Origin of the sequence: Paraburkholderia tagetis, assembly GCF_022213065.1 — a bacterium.
Taxonomy (GTDB): Bacteria; Pseudomonadota; Gammaproteobacteria; order Burkholderiales; family Burkholderiaceae; genus Paraburkholderia; species Paraburkholderia tagetis.
This window is the reverse complement of the sequence record NZ_JAKLJA010000004.1, coordinates 297,754-313,724: the sequence shown is the minus strand read 5'-3', so window position 1 is coordinate 313,724 and position 15,971 is coordinate 297,754. Positions and strand designations below refer to the sequence as shown.

Annotated in this window: 20 protein-coding genes; 11 read left to right on the top strand and 9 right to left on the bottom strand. The window is 63.0% G+C overall.

Translation table 11 applies throughout. The features are described 5' to 3' along the window. Window positions 1-64 precede the first annotated feature (64 nt). Window positions 65-280 carry a hypothetical protein gene (locus tag L5014_RS08490; RefSeq protein WP_420800030.1) on the bottom strand — a complete coding sequence of 72 codons (216 nt, stop codon included), beginning with the start codon at window positions 278-280 and terminating at the stop codon, window positions 65-67. Between the two features lie 298 nt (window positions 281-578). On the opposite strand from L5014_RS08490, the gene L5014_RS08485 reads away from it, so the two are divergent. From L5014_RS08485 to L5014_RS08475, 3 genes are all read left to right on the top strand, one after another. Continuing rightward, window positions 579-1,049 carry a universal stress protein gene (locus L5014_RS08485; protein ID WP_238463133.1) on the top strand — a complete coding sequence of 157 codons (471 nt, stop codon included), beginning with the start codon at window positions 579-581 and terminating at the stop codon, window positions 1,047-1,049. 201 nt (window positions 1,050-1,250) lie between these two features. Further along, complete coding sequence (locus L5014_RS08480; RefSeq protein ID WP_238463132.1) at window positions 1,251-2,006, top strand: helix-turn-helix domain-containing protein; 756 nt, start codon at window positions 1,251-1,253, stop codon at window positions 2,004-2,006. 219 nt (window positions 2,007-2,225) lie between these two features. Continuing rightward, window positions 2,226-3,503 (top strand): SUMF1/EgtB/PvdO family nonheme iron enzyme, encoded by a 1,278-nt coding sequence (locus tag L5014_RS08475; RefSeq protein ID WP_238463131.1) that lies wholly within the window; start codon window positions 2,226-2,228, stop codon window positions 3,501-3,503. A 118-nt stretch (window positions 3,504-3,621) separates the two neighbouring features. Here the strand turns inward: L5014_RS08475 and L5014_RS08470 are convergent, their stop codons facing one another. The 4 genes from L5014_RS08470 to L5014_RS08455 form a co-directional block, all read right to left on the bottom strand. Then, the gene (locus L5014_RS08470; protein WP_238463130.1) at window positions 3,622-3,891 is read right to left on the bottom strand and encodes a hypothetical protein; all 270 of its coding nucleotides are present in this window, start codon (window positions 3,889-3,891) and stop codon (window positions 3,622-3,624) included. 177 nt (window positions 3,892-4,068) lie between these two features. Next, complete coding sequence (locus L5014_RS08465; protein WP_238463129.1) at window positions 4,069-5,016, bottom strand: LysR family transcriptional regulator; 948 nt, start codon at window positions 5,014-5,016, stop codon at window positions 4,069-4,071. Between the two features lie 145 nt (window positions 5,017-5,161). Then, window positions 5,162-5,458, bottom strand: coding sequence for a cupredoxin domain-containing protein (locus tag L5014_RS08460; RefSeq protein ID WP_238463128.1), 297 nt, complete (start codon window positions 5,456-5,458; stop codon window positions 5,162-5,164). Between the two features lie 86 nt (window positions 5,459-5,544). Continuing rightward, window positions 5,545-6,489, bottom strand: coding sequence for a metallophosphoesterase family protein (locus L5014_RS08455; protein ID WP_238463127.1), 945 nt, complete (start codon window positions 6,487-6,489; stop codon window positions 5,545-5,547). Between the two features lie 259 nt (window positions 6,490-6,748). Here L5014_RS08455 and L5014_RS08450 point away from each other — a divergent pair, with 259 nt between their 5' ends. The 4 genes from L5014_RS08450 to L5014_RS08435 all read left to right on the top strand — a co-directional run bounded on the left by L5014_RS08450 (window position 6,749) and on the right by L5014_RS08435 (window position 9,607). Continuing rightward, entirely contained in the window at window positions 6,749-7,072 is a 324-nt protein-coding gene (locus tag L5014_RS08450; RefSeq protein ID WP_238463126.1) for a hypothetical protein, read from the top strand. A 53-nt stretch (window positions 7,073-7,125) separates the two neighbouring features. Further along, window positions 7,126-7,836, top strand: coding sequence for a hypothetical protein (locus L5014_RS08445; RefSeq protein WP_274389305.1), 711 nt, complete (start codon window positions 7,126-7,128; stop codon window positions 7,834-7,836). Window positions 7,837-8,013: 177 nt separating this feature from the next. Then, complete coding sequence (locus L5014_RS08440) at window positions 8,014-8,736, top strand: RNA polymerase sigma factor (RefSeq protein WP_338019271.1); 723 nt, start codon at window positions 8,014-8,016, stop codon at window positions 8,734-8,736. Next, a complete protein-coding gene (locus L5014_RS08435) occupies window positions 8,726-9,607 on the top strand; it encodes an anti-sigma factor family protein (protein ID WP_238463124.1) in 882 nt (293 codons plus the stop codon). The genes L5014_RS08440 and L5014_RS08435 overlap by 11 nt, the downstream gene beginning before the upstream one ends. Window positions 9,608-9,715: 108 nt before the next feature. On the opposite strand, the gene L5014_RS08430 is transcribed toward L5014_RS08435, so the two are convergent. Continuing rightward, window positions 9,716-9,952, bottom strand: coding sequence for a hypothetical protein (locus L5014_RS08430; RefSeq protein WP_238463123.1), 237 nt, complete (start codon window positions 9,950-9,952; stop codon window positions 9,716-9,718). A gap of 459 nt (window positions 9,953-10,411) precedes the next feature. Between L5014_RS08430 and flhD the strand changes: the two genes are divergently transcribed. Beyond that, complete coding sequence (gene flhD, locus L5014_RS08425) at window positions 10,412-10,729, top strand: flagellar transcriptional regulator FlhD (protein ID WP_238463122.1); 318 nt, start codon at window positions 10,412-10,414, stop codon at window positions 10,727-10,729. A 17-nt stretch (window positions 10,730-10,746) separates the two neighbouring features. Next, window positions 10,747-11,412 (top strand): flagellar transcriptional regulator FlhC, encoded by a 666-nt coding sequence (gene flhC, locus L5014_RS08420; protein ID WP_238463121.1) that lies wholly within the window; start codon window positions 10,747-10,749, stop codon window positions 11,410-11,412. Here flhC and L5014_RS08415 read toward each other — a convergent pair. Next, window positions 11,369-12,961, bottom strand: a complete 1,593-nt coding sequence (locus L5014_RS08415; protein ID WP_238463120.1) for a sensor histidine kinase — start codon at window positions 12,959-12,961, stop codon at window positions 11,369-11,371. The genes flhC and L5014_RS08415 overlap by 44 nt on opposite strands. Before the next feature lie 234 nt (window positions 12,962-13,195). Here L5014_RS08415 and L5014_RS08410 point away from each other — a divergent pair, with 234 nt between their 5' ends. Then, window positions 13,196-13,843 (top strand): response regulator, encoded by a 648-nt coding sequence (locus L5014_RS08410; protein ID WP_238463119.1) that lies wholly within the window; start codon window positions 13,196-13,198, stop codon window positions 13,841-13,843. A gap of 169 nt (window positions 13,844-14,012) precedes the next feature. After that, a complete protein-coding gene (locus L5014_RS08405) occupies window positions 14,013-14,423 on the top strand; it encodes a response regulator (protein WP_238463118.1) in 411 nt (136 codons plus the stop codon). A gap of 15 nt (window positions 14,424-14,438) precedes the next feature. Here L5014_RS08405 and L5014_RS08400 read toward each other — a convergent pair whose 3' ends face one another. Together L5014_RS08400 and L5014_RS08395 are read right to left on the bottom strand one after the other, a co-directional pair. Next, window positions 14,439-15,227: a DUF2182 domain-containing protein gene (locus L5014_RS08400; protein WP_238463117.1), complete on the bottom strand. Its 789-nt coding sequence runs from the start codon at window positions 15,225-15,227 to the stop codon at window positions 14,439-14,441. Then, window positions 15,224-15,868, bottom strand: coding sequence for a DUF1326 domain-containing protein (locus L5014_RS08395; RefSeq protein WP_238463116.1), 645 nt, complete (start codon window positions 15,866-15,868; stop codon window positions 15,224-15,226). The genes L5014_RS08400 and L5014_RS08395 overlap by 4 nt, the downstream gene beginning before the upstream one ends. Window positions 15,869-15,971 lie beyond the last annotated feature (103 nt).

Genomic DNA, 15,971 nt, shown 5'->3' with positions numbered 1-15,971 from the left:
TGGCTGAAAACCACCGCAGCGGGCGAGCCGCACACGCAGGTCCTGGGCCAGAGCGTCGGTGCCGTCACTCGACCTGAGTCGGGTCGCGCGCCGGTGCCGGCGCAGGTGCGGCCGTGGCGGCACGGCTAAAGCGGATATGCGCGATGCGGCGCACGGACAGCGCCGCCACGAGCGCGGCGAAACCGGTCACGCCGATGCCAAGATGAATGGCATCCACGAGCACGTGCCGCACGGCCTCGATGAGCGCTGCGCCGTCCAGGCCCGCCGCCCTCATTTGCATGGATGCGGTGTTGCGCGCGTGGCGAACGCGAGCCCCACGCAAGCGCACACGAGCAAGCCGAAGCCGACGGTCAGGATTGCCGACAGCGCCAGCGCAGTCCGAAATGGGTAAAGCGCCACTCTCCGACACCGATTTATTGATATTCCTTCCGGCTTCTTCCACTTTTCAGACGACGACACTGCAATTTTCTGAGCAATCAATTAAGCTTTTTTAAAGTTCGAGAAATGCAGCAGAAGGCCACGGGCGAACGTCACCCCTGAAGCCACGTGCATTTTGGTTCTACTCAAGCGGAGGCTCCATGTATAAACGCATCCTGGTTGCGGTCGACGGCAGCGAAACGTCGCGCCGCGCATTCGAGGCCGCGCTCGAGTTGGCGAAGGCGATGGGCTCGACACTGCAACCGTTCTATGTAATCGAAAACACGCCGATGTATTTCGACGCGCCGGGCTACGATCCATCCATCCTGCGCAACCAGATGATTGTCCAGAGCAAGGAACTCGCGGAGCAGATGAACAAGGTGCTACGCGAGCGCGGCGTGCAAGGCGAGATGCTGACTGGAGAGGCGTCCTCGCTCGACGACGTACCCACGCTCGTGCTCAACGCGGCAAAGACGAGCGGCGCCGACCTGATCGTGATGGGCACTCACGGGAGACGCGGTTTCCAGCGGCTGATACTCGGCAGTGTGGCCGAACGCTGTGTGCGGCAATCGACCCTACCTGTCCTGTTGATTCCCTCCGCCGCAGGCGCATCCGAAACAGACGCCGGGTAACGAGCGCCGAATAACTCAAAATTACAAGATAACGAGTCAATTACTGCCTTTTTAAACCCGCTTGAGCCCAATCACTTACCGCGAAAGCGGCTTCTGACAAGGCTCAAGCGGGTCCATCTCATATGCGCGGCGTTTTGCCGCCATTTTAAGATTTAAACGCGGTGTGACAATGCTCCGAAAGTCGATTACAGGAGCAAGCCGATGCTAACCCCTACTGTCGTATCGCACACCACCGTGCGCCGTGCCAGCCGCAACACCACAACGAGTCCGCGCACTTCCGCGCGCTGCTCGAGTTGCGCAATGCGTCATCTATGCATGCCTCAAGGGCTCGCGCTCGACGACCTTCCGAAGCTCGAAGCGCTTATCTGCAACGCGCGCAGCGTGCGGCGCGGTGAAGCGCTCTATCGCGCCGGCGACCCGTTCGACACGCTCTATGCCGTTCGCTCCGGCTCGTTGAAAACCGTCATGGCGCACCGCGACGGCCGCGAACAGGTCACGGGCCTGCGTCTCGCCGGCGACCCGTTGGGCATCGACGGCATCAGCACCGACTTCCACACCTGCAGTGCGACGGCGCTCGAAGACAGCTCGGTGTGCATCATTCCCTACTCGGCGCTCAAGCACCTGTGCCGCGAAACCGGCGCCATGCAGGACCGCCTGCACCGGCTCATGAGCGACCAGCTCATCCGCGAGTCGTCACAGATGATGGTGTTGGGCTCGCTTTCCGCCGATGAGCGCGTGGCCGCCTTCCTGCTCGACGTCTCCGAGCGCAACGGCCAGCGCGGCTACTCGCATGCGGAGTTCAACCTGCGCATGACGCGCGAAGACATGGGCAGCTATCTCGGCATGACGCTCGAAACGGTCAGCCGCACCCTGTCAAGATTTCAAAAGCGCGGCCTGATCGACACACAGGGCAAACTCATCCGCATCATCGATATCGAAGGTCTGCGGCACCTGTAAGCGCAGTGCCCCAACGCGCGCCGCCCCTTGCTGGCGGCGCGCGGCCGTATCCCCGTCCCTGACGTCCCCGTGACGTCCTTGCCTTGTTTACGCCGCCCCCTCGATCGCCCCCTCCTGATCCCGCCTCCGATAATGGCCCGCCGCCCCGGCGTGAACGTTGGCACGGCTCCTGCGCAGCGGTAAAGTTCGTTCACCGCCCAAGTCAGGAGACTCGCCGCAATGCAGCTCCCGTCCTCGCCCACGCTCGCCGTCCGCCTCGCCCGCGCACGTGCCGCCAGCGATGCGTTGTTTGCCGTCGTCAAGCCCGAATTCCTCTACGAGCGGCCGATCCGCGAACGCCACCGCATCGTGTTCTACATCGGCCATCTCGAAGCGTTCGACCGCAACCTGCTCGACAAGCGCCTGTTCGACCTGCCGTCCGCCGATCCGCGCCTCGACCAGTTGTTCGCGTTCGGTATCGACCCCGTCGACGGCGCGCTGCCCACCGACACGCCCGCCGATTGGCCACGCCTCACCGAAGTGCGCGACTATGCTCGCGACGCCCGCACGCGCATCGACGCGCAGCTCGCTGCGCTCGACCTGGCGCCCGGCGCCTCGCAGCACGACACCGAGGCTCAATTGCTGAACGTGGCCATCGAGCATCGTCTGATGCACGTCGAGACGCTCACCTACATGCTTCATCAATTGCCGTTCGCGCAGAAGCACGCACCCGCTGCGGCGCGCGATATCGCCGATCACCTCTACGTCGCGACGCCGTCGATGGTGAGCGTGCCGGCCGGCCGCACCGAGCTCGGCATGACGCACGAGCGCGGCGTCTTCGGCTGGGACAACGAGTTCGGCGAACAGCAGGTGGATGTGGCGGCATTCGAGATCGACCGCTATATGGTGACCAACGGCGCCTGGCTCGATTTCATCGCCGATGGTGGCTATCGGCGCAAGGACTTGTGGGACGACGCCAATTGGGCGTGGAAGGAAACCGAAGGCATCGAACATCCTGTCTTCTGGGTGCCCGACGCCGGCGGCTGGCGTCTGCGTACGATGTTCGAAGACATTCCGCTTCCGCTCGCGTGGCCGGTCTATGTGAGTCAGGCGGAAGCCAGCGCCTTCGCTCGGTGGCGCGGCGCGCGACTGCCGACCGAGGCCGAATGGCAGCGCGCGGCGCACGGCGCACTGCCGGGCTCCACGGACAACTTCGACTTCCGGAGCTGGAACCCCGTCGCCGTGGACGCGACACCGGACAGCGCGAGCACGTGGGGCGTGGAGGGGCTATACGGCAACGGCTGGGAATGGACCTCGACGACATTCGGACCGCTGCCTGGCTTCGAGCCATTTCCCTTCTACGAAGGCTATTCGGCGAACTTTTTCGACGGACAGCATTATTCGATGAAAGGCGGTTCCGCATGCACCGCCGGCTGCATGATGCGTCCGACGTTCAGAAACTGGTTTCAACCGCGCTATCAGTATGTCTATGCGGGATTTCGTTGCGCACGCAACTGAAAAATCAAGCGATAGCTGATCGCTAATTTCGGCTATCGCTTTATCTTCAGAAATCTCATCTATCGATTATCTCTGATAGCGCAGTCATGGCTGACGCATGGCTGCCATGCGCACGCATTCAACTACCGAAGTAGAGCGTGCAAAAGCTGACCGGACCGACACAGTTCGTCTCCGCCTTGCCAGCCGCCGATGGTCCGGCAACGCCCGGCGCGTCCGAACCCGACATCCCGGCGCCGACGCCGCTTGCGTTTTGCTCATTGCGGGCCGCCTGGTGCCCGGAGTCCTGGCGGACTTCGGCATTGGTCTTTTCCTGAGCGGACACGTTGGCCGCGACGCTAGCCGATGCAAGAATGGCAATGGAAAGGCCGAAGACAAGATGCTTGTTCATTTCGAACTCCTAAGTTGATATCTAAAAACTTCACGTGCTACATCATGTTTAACTCAGCTTGATTCGACTTTATTCCCAGATTTTTGTAGCGAACCGACTTTGTCGACCGCACCAGTTACGTCCATATTCGGGCGACACGCGCGCCACAGGATATGCGCTCGATGTGCTTCATGCACCTTATGCGACGGCGCGCAGCGCGACCGGGGGGCTGTGCGTGCCGCTGGCTGCGTTTGCAGGATTGGCACGGAACTGCTCGACCGCGAAGTCGATGAAGCTGCGCGCTTTCATCGTCAGGTAGTTGCGGCCGGGGTACACGATGAAGACGTGCTGCATGCCGCCGCTTATGTCGTACGCGTTGAGCACGGACAGCAGCACGCCGCGCGCGATGTCGTCGGTAACGAGCGGCAGCGGCAGCAGTGCAATCCCCATGTTGGCGAGCGCCGCGGCGCGCACGGTGGCGTAGCCGCTCGCAGTGAGCGGACCGTTCACGCTCACGCGCTGCAGGCCCTCGGCGTTGGCGAACGTCCAGCTGCGCGGCGCGTCGGAGACAGCAAGCAGGTCGTGCTGCGCGAGTTCTCCGGGCGTGCACGGCACGCCTTTGCGCGCGAGATAGCCGGGCGCGGCCACCACAACCTCCTTCAGGGAAGTGAGTTTGCGTCTCACGAGCGAGGCGTTCACCTGCTGGCGGTCGGTGGCGAAGCACACGTCGAAACCGCCTTCGATCATGTCGATGTGGCTGTCGTACGCAGTCACATCGAAATCCACGCGCGGATTCACGCCGCGATACGCACCGAGCAGCGCGGTGAGCGCACCGCTTGCGAACACCGAAGGCGCGGCAATGCGCAGTGCGCCGCTCGGGTCGCACGTGGCGCGCACGAGTTCGGATTCCACTTCATCGAGCTTTTCTATCACGGCGCGGCAGCCGTCCAGATAGAGGCGGCCCGTCTCGGTAAGCGAGAGGCTACGCGTGGAGCGGTTCAGGAGGCGCATGTTCAGATGCGCCTCCAGCATGGCAACGCTGCGCGTGACGGCTGCGGCGGACATGCCGAGCTGATCGCCCGCGCGGGTGAAGCTGCTCAGGTCGACGACACGCGTGAAGACGCGCATGGCTTGTAGCTGGTTCATGTGACGAGTCCAGGCCGATGAAGGCGGAAAGTCAGAGCCGCGCGGCCAGGGACCGGCCCGCCGCACGACTCAATACAGGCGAGATTGGCCTTTTCGGTGCATCGAAACTGCCTGAACACGCCGCACCGAATAGACGCCAATCCACCTACTGCACCGTGATGGTTGCCTTCATGTACGGGTGGATACCGCAAAACACCTTATAGACCCCCGGCTTGTCGAACTTGAACTGAAAGGTATCGTCCTGGTCGAGCGCCGCGGAGTGGAAGACGCCGGTATCGTTGACGATCGAGTGCGGCTCGCCATCCATGTTTTTCCAGGTCACCGTCGTGCCGGTCTTGACCGTCAGGGACATCGGCGAAAACATGAAATTCTTGATGATGATCTCATCGGGGTCCTGGGCCTGCGCGGCAGGCGACGCTGCGGCCAATGCCACGATGAGCATCCCGCTCCCGACGGAGCGAATGAAGGTGCGACGAAAGAAAGCGGATAGCATGGCTTCGATCCTTGTTCAATGAATGAATTTCGTCGTCAGGCGAGCGTTTTGTCGGAAAGCGATGCGGCGAGAGGGTGGCGCGAGATACTGATGCTGGTTACGCCAAGCATCTTTTGTAGCTGATCGCCAGGCACGGTAAGCGGCCCGGGGCCGGGACCATTGCCGGCCGTCGGCTGTGGATAGGCGGTCGAGCGCGCGGTATGGAACGTGATATTGCCCTCCACCTTGGAAACGATCTGATGAATATGGCCATTGACGACGGTGACCGAGCCGAATCGCTTCAGATACTCCATCGCCTGACCCGCATCGCCGGTACCCCAGCCCCAGGGTTCATAGATCGTCCACATAGGCATGTGCACGAACACAACGATCGGCGTGCTGGACGTGCGGCCCCTCAGATCGTTTTCCAGCCAGGCAAGCTGGTCCTCACCCAGGCTTCCCAGACCGTTTGGCTTGAAATGCATCACATTGACGAGCCCGACAAAGTGCACGCCATGGCTGTCGAAGCTGTAATAGCCCCGGTTGTCTGACGCCTGTCCGAAGCGCTTGAAGTATTCGCCTTGCGGTCCGTCTGTCACGTCGTGCTCTCCCGGCACAGTGTGCAACTCCGTGACGTTCAGCCCAGAGAGCAACTGGGACGCGAGATCGAACTCTGCCGGTTTGGAAAGATGGGTGATATCGCCCGTGTGAATCGCCAGGGCAGGTTTGACCGGCATGGCGTTGACGTAATCAATCGTTTGTTTGAGCGTGCCCGCGACATCGGGATTGGCTTCCTTGTTGAAGCCAATATGCGAGTCGCTGATCTGCAGGAATAGCGGAATACCGGAAGCCGCCGACTTGTCCTCAGTGCTGGCAGCAAGGGCTAGCTGCACGGGCGTGAGGATGCCTCCGGCCAGGACAAACACGGTGCCCACGCCACCGAAGGCGAGACATTTCAGGGCATTTCGGCGCGACGGTTGGGAAGGAAGATCTGACGACATGATGTCCTCTCGACTGGGTTCAGGAAGCCGCCCGCCGATTCGATCCGGAGTGCCTTCTTGGGCGGGGTTCAGGTGCAATACCGCCCACGCAGCCGCTTTATTCCCGATCCTGGACACGTCACTTCACTGTCCGGCGGCAATGCGCGCGGACGCAGGCCCGGCACATCTGCCTGCCTTCACATGTCTCTCGTCGAATCCGGGAATAACCGGCGCGGCTTCGCGGTATTGCAGTCGTGGCACACGAAATGAGGGAAACGAAATGGACATCATCGACAGGGCTCGTGCGTCGGGATTGACCGTTATCCTCGACGGCAGGATTGGCCGCGAGGAATACCAGAGCGTATGCGGTTCGATATCGGCATTACAGCGCTTCGCCGAATCGCTGCGTCAATGTGCAGCGCATGAGCAGGACAGCGCCCCGCACGGGTCAACGGCGTCCAGCGCGTCCAGTGCATCTGGCCGCGAATCTGGCAGCGAATCTGGCAGATTACGCCGGCGCATCAACAAACTTGCGAGAATAGCGGGCGCCATGGCGACGCCCGCTCAAAGGATGTCGCGCATCGCTCACTGGAGGCGGAAGTGAGCGTCAGGGTGCAATCCATTCTGCGCCGGCTCCAACTAGGATCGGGCCTCGTGATGCTGACTTATCTCTTTCTGCATCTGGTCAATCACGCGCTCGGGATCTGGTCGCTCGATCTGGCCGGCCACGGTCTCGTACTCGCCCTGAGGCTCTGGCGCAGCATACCTGGAACGATCGCGCTCTACGGCGCTGCAACTCTGCATTTCGCGCTGGCGTTGCACACGATATACGGGCGGCGCCACTGGGCGCTGCCGCCCGCGGAATGGATCCGCCTCTGGGCAGGGCTCAGCCTGCCGCTCCTGCTTATCCGCCATGCAGTGACGACCCGGCTTGCGTCTTCGCTCTATGGCTTCGAACCTGACTACGAGCGCGTCATTGTCGTGCTGCTTACGAGCGGCACGCAGGGCCTGCAACTGGCGCTGCTTGCACCCGGCTGGATCCACGGATGTCTCGGGCTGTGGTTCCGGTTGCGCCACTTTCCGTGGGCGCGTCGCTTGCGGCCTGCGCTGCTGGCGCTCGTTGTCCTGTTGCCGCTGCTGTCCGCTGCGGGCTTTATCCGGATGATGCGAGCAGTCGAAGGAAAGAGTCGCATTCTTCCGCCCGCCGATGCTACGCTCGTAATTCATCAGGTCGCCCTCAATGCCACGCGTCACAATCTCGTCGCTCTGTATCTAGCCCTGATTGCCAGTGCGTTGATCCTGGGTCAGTTGCGCAACGCCTTCGAACGTCGAAGGCTGCGAAAACATCCGGTGGGCTCCCGCGCCTGATTCGCGAGCTTACCCAGCGCTTTTACTGCCATACCGCTGTTCAACGATGTTCCTTACGCACACTTTGTGGAGGTCGATCGATGTCCAGATTTCAGGTGTTGTCGGGAACATTGCTTCTCTTTGGAATTTCCCTGTTTTTTCGGGCCTCCCCGGCAGAAGCCGGCGTGGAGAGACAGTGTGGGTGAGACCAATAGAGACGCCGCTGGCGCACCGCGCGACGACGCTGCCCGCAGCAGCCGTTTTCAGCAGATGGCGTTGCCGCATCTCGATGCCGCGTACAACCTCGCGCGCTGGCTGAGCGGCAACCCCAACGATGCCGACGACATCGTGCAGGAAGCGTTCATGCGTGCATTCCGCTTCTTCGATACGTTTCGCGGCGAAACCGCGCGCCCCTGGCTGCTGGCGATCGTGCGGCGGACCTGGTATACGGAGTGGCGGCGGCGCAAGTCGTCGCACGAGGTTGCCGAGTTTGACGACAACCTCGACGATGCCACGATCGACGGCTGGAGCGCTGCATGCGCCGATCCGCAAACGCTCCTCATCCGCGACGAGGACACACGTCTCGTGCATGCGGCGCTGGAGCAGTTGCCGGTCGAGTTTCGCGAGGTGCTGATACTGCGCGAACTGGAGGAACTGAGCTATCGCGAGATCGCGGAGATTGCCGACCTGCCTGTGGGCACCGTGATGTCGCGCCTGGCGCGTGGGCGCCGCAAGCTGGCTGCGCTGCTGAGCGCATTGCAGGCGCGTGGCGTGAAGTCGCCATCCCGCGGCGAAGCCGCCAACGCCCGGCGAAGCAGTGCATCGGAAGATGCGCGCGACCTGCCAGGCGCGTTACGCGGCGGCTTGCCCCCACGCAACAATCCAGGCGGAATCGGAGAGGAGATGTCAGATGGACTGTAAAGATGCAAGGCCGCTCCTGGACGCGAGCGTCGACCGGGAACTGTCGCCACCCGACGAACATCGCCTGCAGCAGCACGTCGAAGGCTGCGACGCATGCCGTCGCGAAAGCGAGGCGGTGCGCGCGATCAGCCGCGCAGTGCGCCGCGCCGAGTACTACCGTGCCCCCGAAGGGCTGCGCGCGCAGATAGCCGCCTCGTTACCGGCCGCCCCGCTGTCGGGCGATACGGATGAAACGCGTGACCGGGAGACCCCCGCGCGTAAGCGGAGACGCTTTGCGTGGCTCGACGGCTGGCAGATTCCACACGGGGGCGGCTTCGGGACAGCCTCCGGCAGCACCACCTCCGGCCGAGGAATAAGCGCCGGCTGGCTGACGGGACTGGCGATCGCGCTGTGCGCGGTGGCGGCGGGCGTGGTCTTGACGCTGCCTCGTCATGTGGACAGCACCCCATTCGTCGACGAACTCGTGTCGAGCCATGTCAGGGCCCAGCTCTCAGGGCGCGACATCGACGTCATTTCGTCCGATCAGCATACGGTGAAGCCGTGGTTCAACGGCCGGATCGACTATGCACCGCCAGTCGAGGACTTGACCGCGAGCGGCTTCCCGCTGGTGGGAGGCCGGCTCGACTACCTCGGACATCGGCGGGTGGCGGTCCTGACTTATCACTACCGCAAGCATGTGATCGACGTGTATGTATTCCCGGACTCCGACCAGGCTGTTGCGGGCCCGGCCGAGGCGCTGGGCCGCGAGGGCTACGCGCTGGCGCGCTGGCACGATAACGGGATGACCTGGTGGGCGATCACGGACGCTGCTCCGGACGCGCTGACCGCGTTCGAAACTGCGCTGAAGGCCCGACTGCACGGAAGTGGATGATGCGAAGCGCGCGCCGGCCAGTCAGCCGGGGAAAGCGGATATGAAACGCGCACTTCGGGCCTATGCAGACGGGAAGTGCGCGGGGAAAAATATTACCCACATCGACGATCAGACCGGCATGAGGGTTTGGTCAGCGGGTTTCCAGTGCTCGGCAACGGCCTTGTCCGGTATGCGCACCGTCGCGAGCAACGGCACGTAGCCGTGCAGCCTTGCCTCGCTTACCGCCAGTCGTTCGGAGCGTAGCAGTTCTCCTGAGAGCTTCGTCCCGTCCTCAGTTTCGATGCGGTATCCATCAATGGGCCCCCATTGTCCCTTCGGTACCGGTTCAATATAAACGTGCAACATCTTGCCTCTCCCACAGGTTTAGAAAATGCCGGAACGCGTGTGCGTCTCGCAAGCCGGAGTGCCGCGAGCCTGCGTGTGCGTTCTCCATGGGTACAGAGTATCGAGATAAGTGGCGGCTGCGGCCTTGGACTCGCTGACAAAACGAAACAAAAAAATAATTAAAATTCAAGCATATACGAATTATATTTCATGATATGCAATCGCATTCGCCGATGCGCAACAGCTTCATGTTGCGTCGCCGCAGATTTTTTTGGCATACGCGACTTTGTTTTGCATTATGAGATTTTGGTTGTGCAGCAGGAGCGAGGTCCGACGAAATCGTCGGCCTGCGTAGGAAAACGCTGACACCCATACTGTTGCGACTACAGCAAGTTCGCTGGCCGCTGATTTCAACTCTCCCCCGCGAAAGCAATACTTCCATCAGGAAATATCGACGTGGCCCTTGAACGGGGGAACCTCATGAACAGCGCCGAAACACTGCAATCCATTCAGGAACTCAACCTGTCCTATCTCGCGCTTGCGCAACGCCTGCTGCACGACGACCGCCCGACGGGCATGTTCCGGCTCGGCCTGTCCGAGCAAGTGGCCGACCTGCTGGCCGGGCTGACGCTGGCCCAGACCGTCAAGCTCGCCGCGTGCAATCAACTGCTGTGCTTCTTCCGGATCAACGACCATCAGATGCTCTCCGTGCTGGCGGCACCGGCGAAGCACGTGGATCTCGCGCACACGCATGCGGCCGTGCTGCTCGCGGGCCAGCCCGCCGAACAGTTCGCGTGAACGGGCCGAGGCGAGCCATGTCCAGGGTCAGCATCATCGAAGATGCGCGGGAAGTCGTGCGCGCGAGCGCGCTGATCGAACTCGGCGCACGGATGCAGGTGCTCGAAAGCGAGCTTGCGCTGCCGCGCGACCGGCTGATCCGGCTGTACCACGAGATCAAGGGGGAGTCGCCGCCGAAGGGCATGCTGCCCTCGTCCGCCGACTGGTACATGACATGGCAGGCCAATATCCACGCATCGCTCTTCTACAACACGTATGTGTTTCTCAAGGACGAAGCGGGCTGCTCGCATCTCGACGCGCTGACCAAGGGATTTCGCCTGTATCGGGAGCACTGCGTGCACAACGGTCTCGAGATGCAGCTCGATTTGACGCGCGCCTGGACACTCGTGCGCTTTTTCAACGGTGGCCTCCTGCAACTGACATCATGCCGCCGCTGCGCGGGCAAGTTCGTGATCCACAAATACGACGCGCCGAACGGTAAAGTCTGCGCGATTTGCCAGCCGCCCTCGCGCGCCGGCAAGCGCGGGAAGGCAAGGACGGGCGCGCCTTGCCAAGCGGATGGCGCGCGCGAACCCGCTGAAACGCGCACGGAAAGCAGGCCCAAATCAAACGAACGACGCGCCGGAAATCCGCACCGCCCTAAGCTGATGCCTCGCGATTCAGCGCACTCACCGGCAAGCTGACCGACAAGCGAAATCCTTCGCCCGGCGCCGTATCGACCGACACGGCGCCATTCAATTGCCGGACCCGCTCGCGGATGCCAAGCAAACCGAACGACTGCGCCTTGTGCATCGCGCTCGCCGCCGAGCCGCGCCCGTTGTCCGCCACTCCGATCCGGCACGCATCGCCATCGAGCACGACCTCGATGTGCACTTCGGTGGCCTCCGCGTGTCTGGCGACGTTCGTGAGCGCCTCCTGGACGATCCGGTACACGGCGGTGGCCGCCGCCGAATCGAAGTTCAGATCGTCGATGTCGATGAGCAGATCCACCACGATCCCATTGCGGCTTTCGAAATCGCCGGCCAGCCACTCGAGCGCCGGCACGAGCCCGAGGTCGTCGAGCACGGTCGGGCGCAGCCCCGCCGCGATATGGCGCACCGACCTCACGGTCTCGTCGATCAGCGTCATCATCGAGCGCGCGCGCCCGCGCAACGCCGGCGCCATCGTGCGGCCGTCGAGATCGACTTCGAGCATCGTCAGGTCGATCTTGAGGGCGGTCAGCCGCTGCCCGAGATCGTCGTGCAGTTCGCGCGCGATGCGCTTTTGCTCCTCTTCGCGCGCGGCCTGGATGCCGGCCGAGAGATGCCCCAGATGCTCCAACTCCTTCACGCGCATGCGCTCGCGCAGGTCCCGGCGCGTGAGCGCGACGAGCCGTGCATAGAGCGTGCCGCTCTCGACCAGCAGGACGATCAGCACGAAGCTCGCCGCCAGCAGACCGTAAATGCGTCCCGCATAGAACCCGAGATCGAACCGGCCATGATTGAGCATCGCCGCGAGCGCGATGTCGATCATCCATGCCGTCATCACCACCATCAACCACATATCGAGCGCCGTGCGCCTGCCGTGCCGCCACAGCATCGCGAACGCGCACGGGCTCGCCAGCCACACGGTGCCGATCACGAACCGGTATGTCCAGGTGAAGCGTCCGTTGACGAGGAGATCGGGCAGCAGCGCCTTGCCCGCCGTGGCAAACGCGGTCAGGCCGCAGACGAGTGCCGCCACGGCCACCACGCAGAATGCGATCGACGCGCGCGTGGAACGCCTGGGAATGTCGCGTCGCTGGCCGCCCGCAGCGTTCCCGAGCAGCACATAGGCCGTGACACAACAGGGGAACCCGGCATGCCAGAACATATAGAGCCACGCGGTGCTTTGCGGGCCGGCGCCTAGCAGCCCGGCGGGTGCGAACAGGCCCGGGAACGTGAGGCCATGCACGATCGTCATGCCTGCGGTGAAGAGGTAGCCGCTGCCGAGCGCGAGCAGCGCACGCGAGCGCAGCGAATTGAATTGACCGAACAGCAGCATGGCCGTAATCAGGTCGTTCATCACCAGGGCCGATTCGTAGATCGGGATGAACGCCCCCACCACCGGCAGCGGACGCTTGGCAAACGGCGCGCAGATGGCGAACAATACGAAGCTCACGAGTATCACCGTGAGCGCGAGCCGTCGCTCGCTGCGCCCGGCAGGCAAGGTCGACAGGAACATCTGATTGCCGTCTTCTCGGTCGCGACCCATGCTCGTGCCTGCAAAGGAATCCGGAAAAGGCATTTGAGCAGATGATGCACGCCGAAGGCAACTATTGCATACTGCCTGTTGCCCGCTGCGGCCGGACTGCGGCGCCCACAGATGCTTGTCCATGCACGATGAATCGGTTGCGCACGCCACGGCCAGCACCAGGCGCCGCGCGATCGCGATGACTTTCCTGCAACCCGCGCCACAACCAGCGGCACAGCTGGAGGACCGACACTGATGACCCAAGTCTTGATCGCCGACGACCATGCGCTCGTGCGCGACGGTCTACGTCATATCCTGCAGAACGCCAGCGGATTCGACGTGGCAGGCGAGGCGCGCGACGGCGTGAGCACGATCGCGCTGATCCGCTCGACTCCCGCGCAAGTGCTGCTGCTCGATCTTTCGATGCCGGGACGCAACGGCGTCGAATTGATCAAGCAGATCAAGGAAGAAAAGCCCGAGCTGCGCATTCTCGTGCTGACCATGCACGCCGAGCAGCAGTACGCGGTGCGGGCGTTCAAGGCCGGCGCATCCGGCTATCTGACGAAGGAAAGCGCCGGAGCGGAACTCGTTGCGGCCGTGACCAAGGTCGCCGCGGGCGGCGTGTACGTGAGCCTCGCGATGGCCGAGCAGTTCGCCCAGAGCCTGAACGAACCCGCCGACGCGCTGCCGCACCAGCGCCTCTCCGACCGCGAATTCGACGTGTTCCGCCGCCTCGCGGCCGGAGAAACCATCACGGAGATCGCACAGGAACTCAGCGTGAGCGCGAAGACGGTCAGCACGTACAAGACGCGCATCCTCGAAAAAATGCGCATGCCGCACGAGGCCGCGCTCGTGCGCTATGCCATGCGCCACAAGCTGTTCGACGACGACGACGATGTCTAGCTCGACCCGTCTAGCGCGACCCGGTCTGGCGCGAACCGGCACCCCGCCCAGGCGCGTTGCCCCATATGCAGATCGGGTAGGAATCCGCCTACACAGCTTCCGTTTCGCCTACCCGAAGTTCAACCGTGGCCGATTTCATTGCGCGACGGCGGGCACGATACTTCGGCACATGGACGCGAACGCCTCATCGACACAATTGACCGTCTTCCTCGTCGAAGACTCGGCATCGTTGCGGCGCCGGATTGCGGCGCTGCTCCACACGATCGCCGGGGTTCGCGTGGTCGGCGAAGCCGAGGAGATTCCCGCCGCACTGAGGGGCATCGCCGCGAGCCGCCCCGATGTCGTGATCACCGACTTGCGCTTGCCGGGCGCGAGCGGGCTCGAGTTGATATCCGCGCTCGCCCGCCGCGGGCCGCCGGTCGTCATGGTCGTGCTGACCAATCAATCGAGTCGGCCTTTTCGCGACGCCTGCCTGGCGGCGGGCGCGCATTATTTCTTCGACAAGACCAACGAGATCGACAAGGCGCACAAGGCCATCGAACGTCTGGCCGAAGCACGCAGCCGGCGTCCGACGCTGTAACCGGGCGCCCGCCGCTCACACCAGCAGCGTCGCGCCGGCCCACACGATCAACGCCACGCCCAGCGCCTGGCCGATGCGCTCGCCGCCCGGCAGGATTTTTTCGACGAGGACGATCAGCGAGAGCGCGGCGATCCACAGCACGTTCATGACGCCGCCTACAAATAGCAGCGCCATTAGCAACCAGCAGCACCCGACGCAGTAGATCCCATGATGCGCGCCGAGCAGGAAGCAGCCCGCCACGCCCGGGCGCCAATGCTCAGTCAGGAAATTGACCGGCGAGCGGCACTGCTTGAGGCAGGCGCGCTTGAGCGGCGTGAACTGATAGATGCCCGCCGCCGCGAGGATGATCGAGGAAAGCACGGCGCTCTTCGACCACAGCATCATTGCGGAAATGAGACCGCGCGGTTGCAGGATCATTTGCAGCCAGGACACGCCAATCGAAAACGCGAGCCACGCGCTGAGATAGCCGGCCAGAAGACACATCGACATGGCGGCGGTGTTCGATTCCGGCGCACCGCGATACCGGATGACGCGGCGATACAGCAGGATCAGCGGCGCGGCGCTGGGCGTCATCATCGCGATCATCATGATCCACCACATGACGATCACGGCCGGCAGCGACATTTGCATGCTGCCGCTGCTCGCGAGCCGATGCGGGAACAGCGTCGCCGCCGTCATGGCTAGCGCCGACATGCCTGTTCCCGCTCCTGTCCAGAGGTAGTACCACGACGCCGCCATGACCCCGGCAATGCCTAGCGCCGTGATTGCACGACCACGGCCAAGCACGCTTTCGACCGCGCTCATGCGGTGGCGCGATGCCGGATCGGCCCCTGGTTGTTCAAGTGCAGCCGCGCAAACTGCGCATACGTCCCGCTCAGATCCAGCGCGATGTTGCCTTGCGAGCGGCCCTTGCCAGAACCGATTTCGGCAAGCTCGTATTCGAAGCCTTGCGGCAGATCGATTCGGACGCGATGCTCGGCGCCGGTCACCACGTTGAGAATCGGCTCGCCTTCGAGATCGAAGACGCCGTCGACATGAACCCGGCCGCGTCTCGCATCGACATCGACGTCGAAATCGATCTTCGTGAAGATCGGCTCGAACGCCTGCTCGAGCGTCGACGCATAGACCGCGAACATCGTGGCGAATGGTTCGGTATCCTGACCTGTCATGATCTTCAGGATAGCTTCGCGTTGTTCCGGGCTGGTCCGTTCGTCGACGATCGGCTGGCACTTCCCCCTGCCTTCGTGCACGGCGCCCGGCCATTGAAAGACCACTGCGATATTGACGCCGTCGAGCCGCACGTCGCCGTGGAAGCCTTCGGCGATCGAAATCGCACCCATTGCTTCACACCGGCCATGGGTCGGCAGCGCGTTGAACTGGCAAGGGCAACCGTATGAGCAATTGCAACTGATCAACTCGGTGCCCTGGATTTCCCAGGAAGTCACGATCGTTCTCCTGTCGAGACATCGTCCGAAACCGGCCCCTCCCGAAAGCGGCGCTCTAGCCCTTTGATTTACCTGAGAAACCCTGCCGCACGCTGGGCTGCGT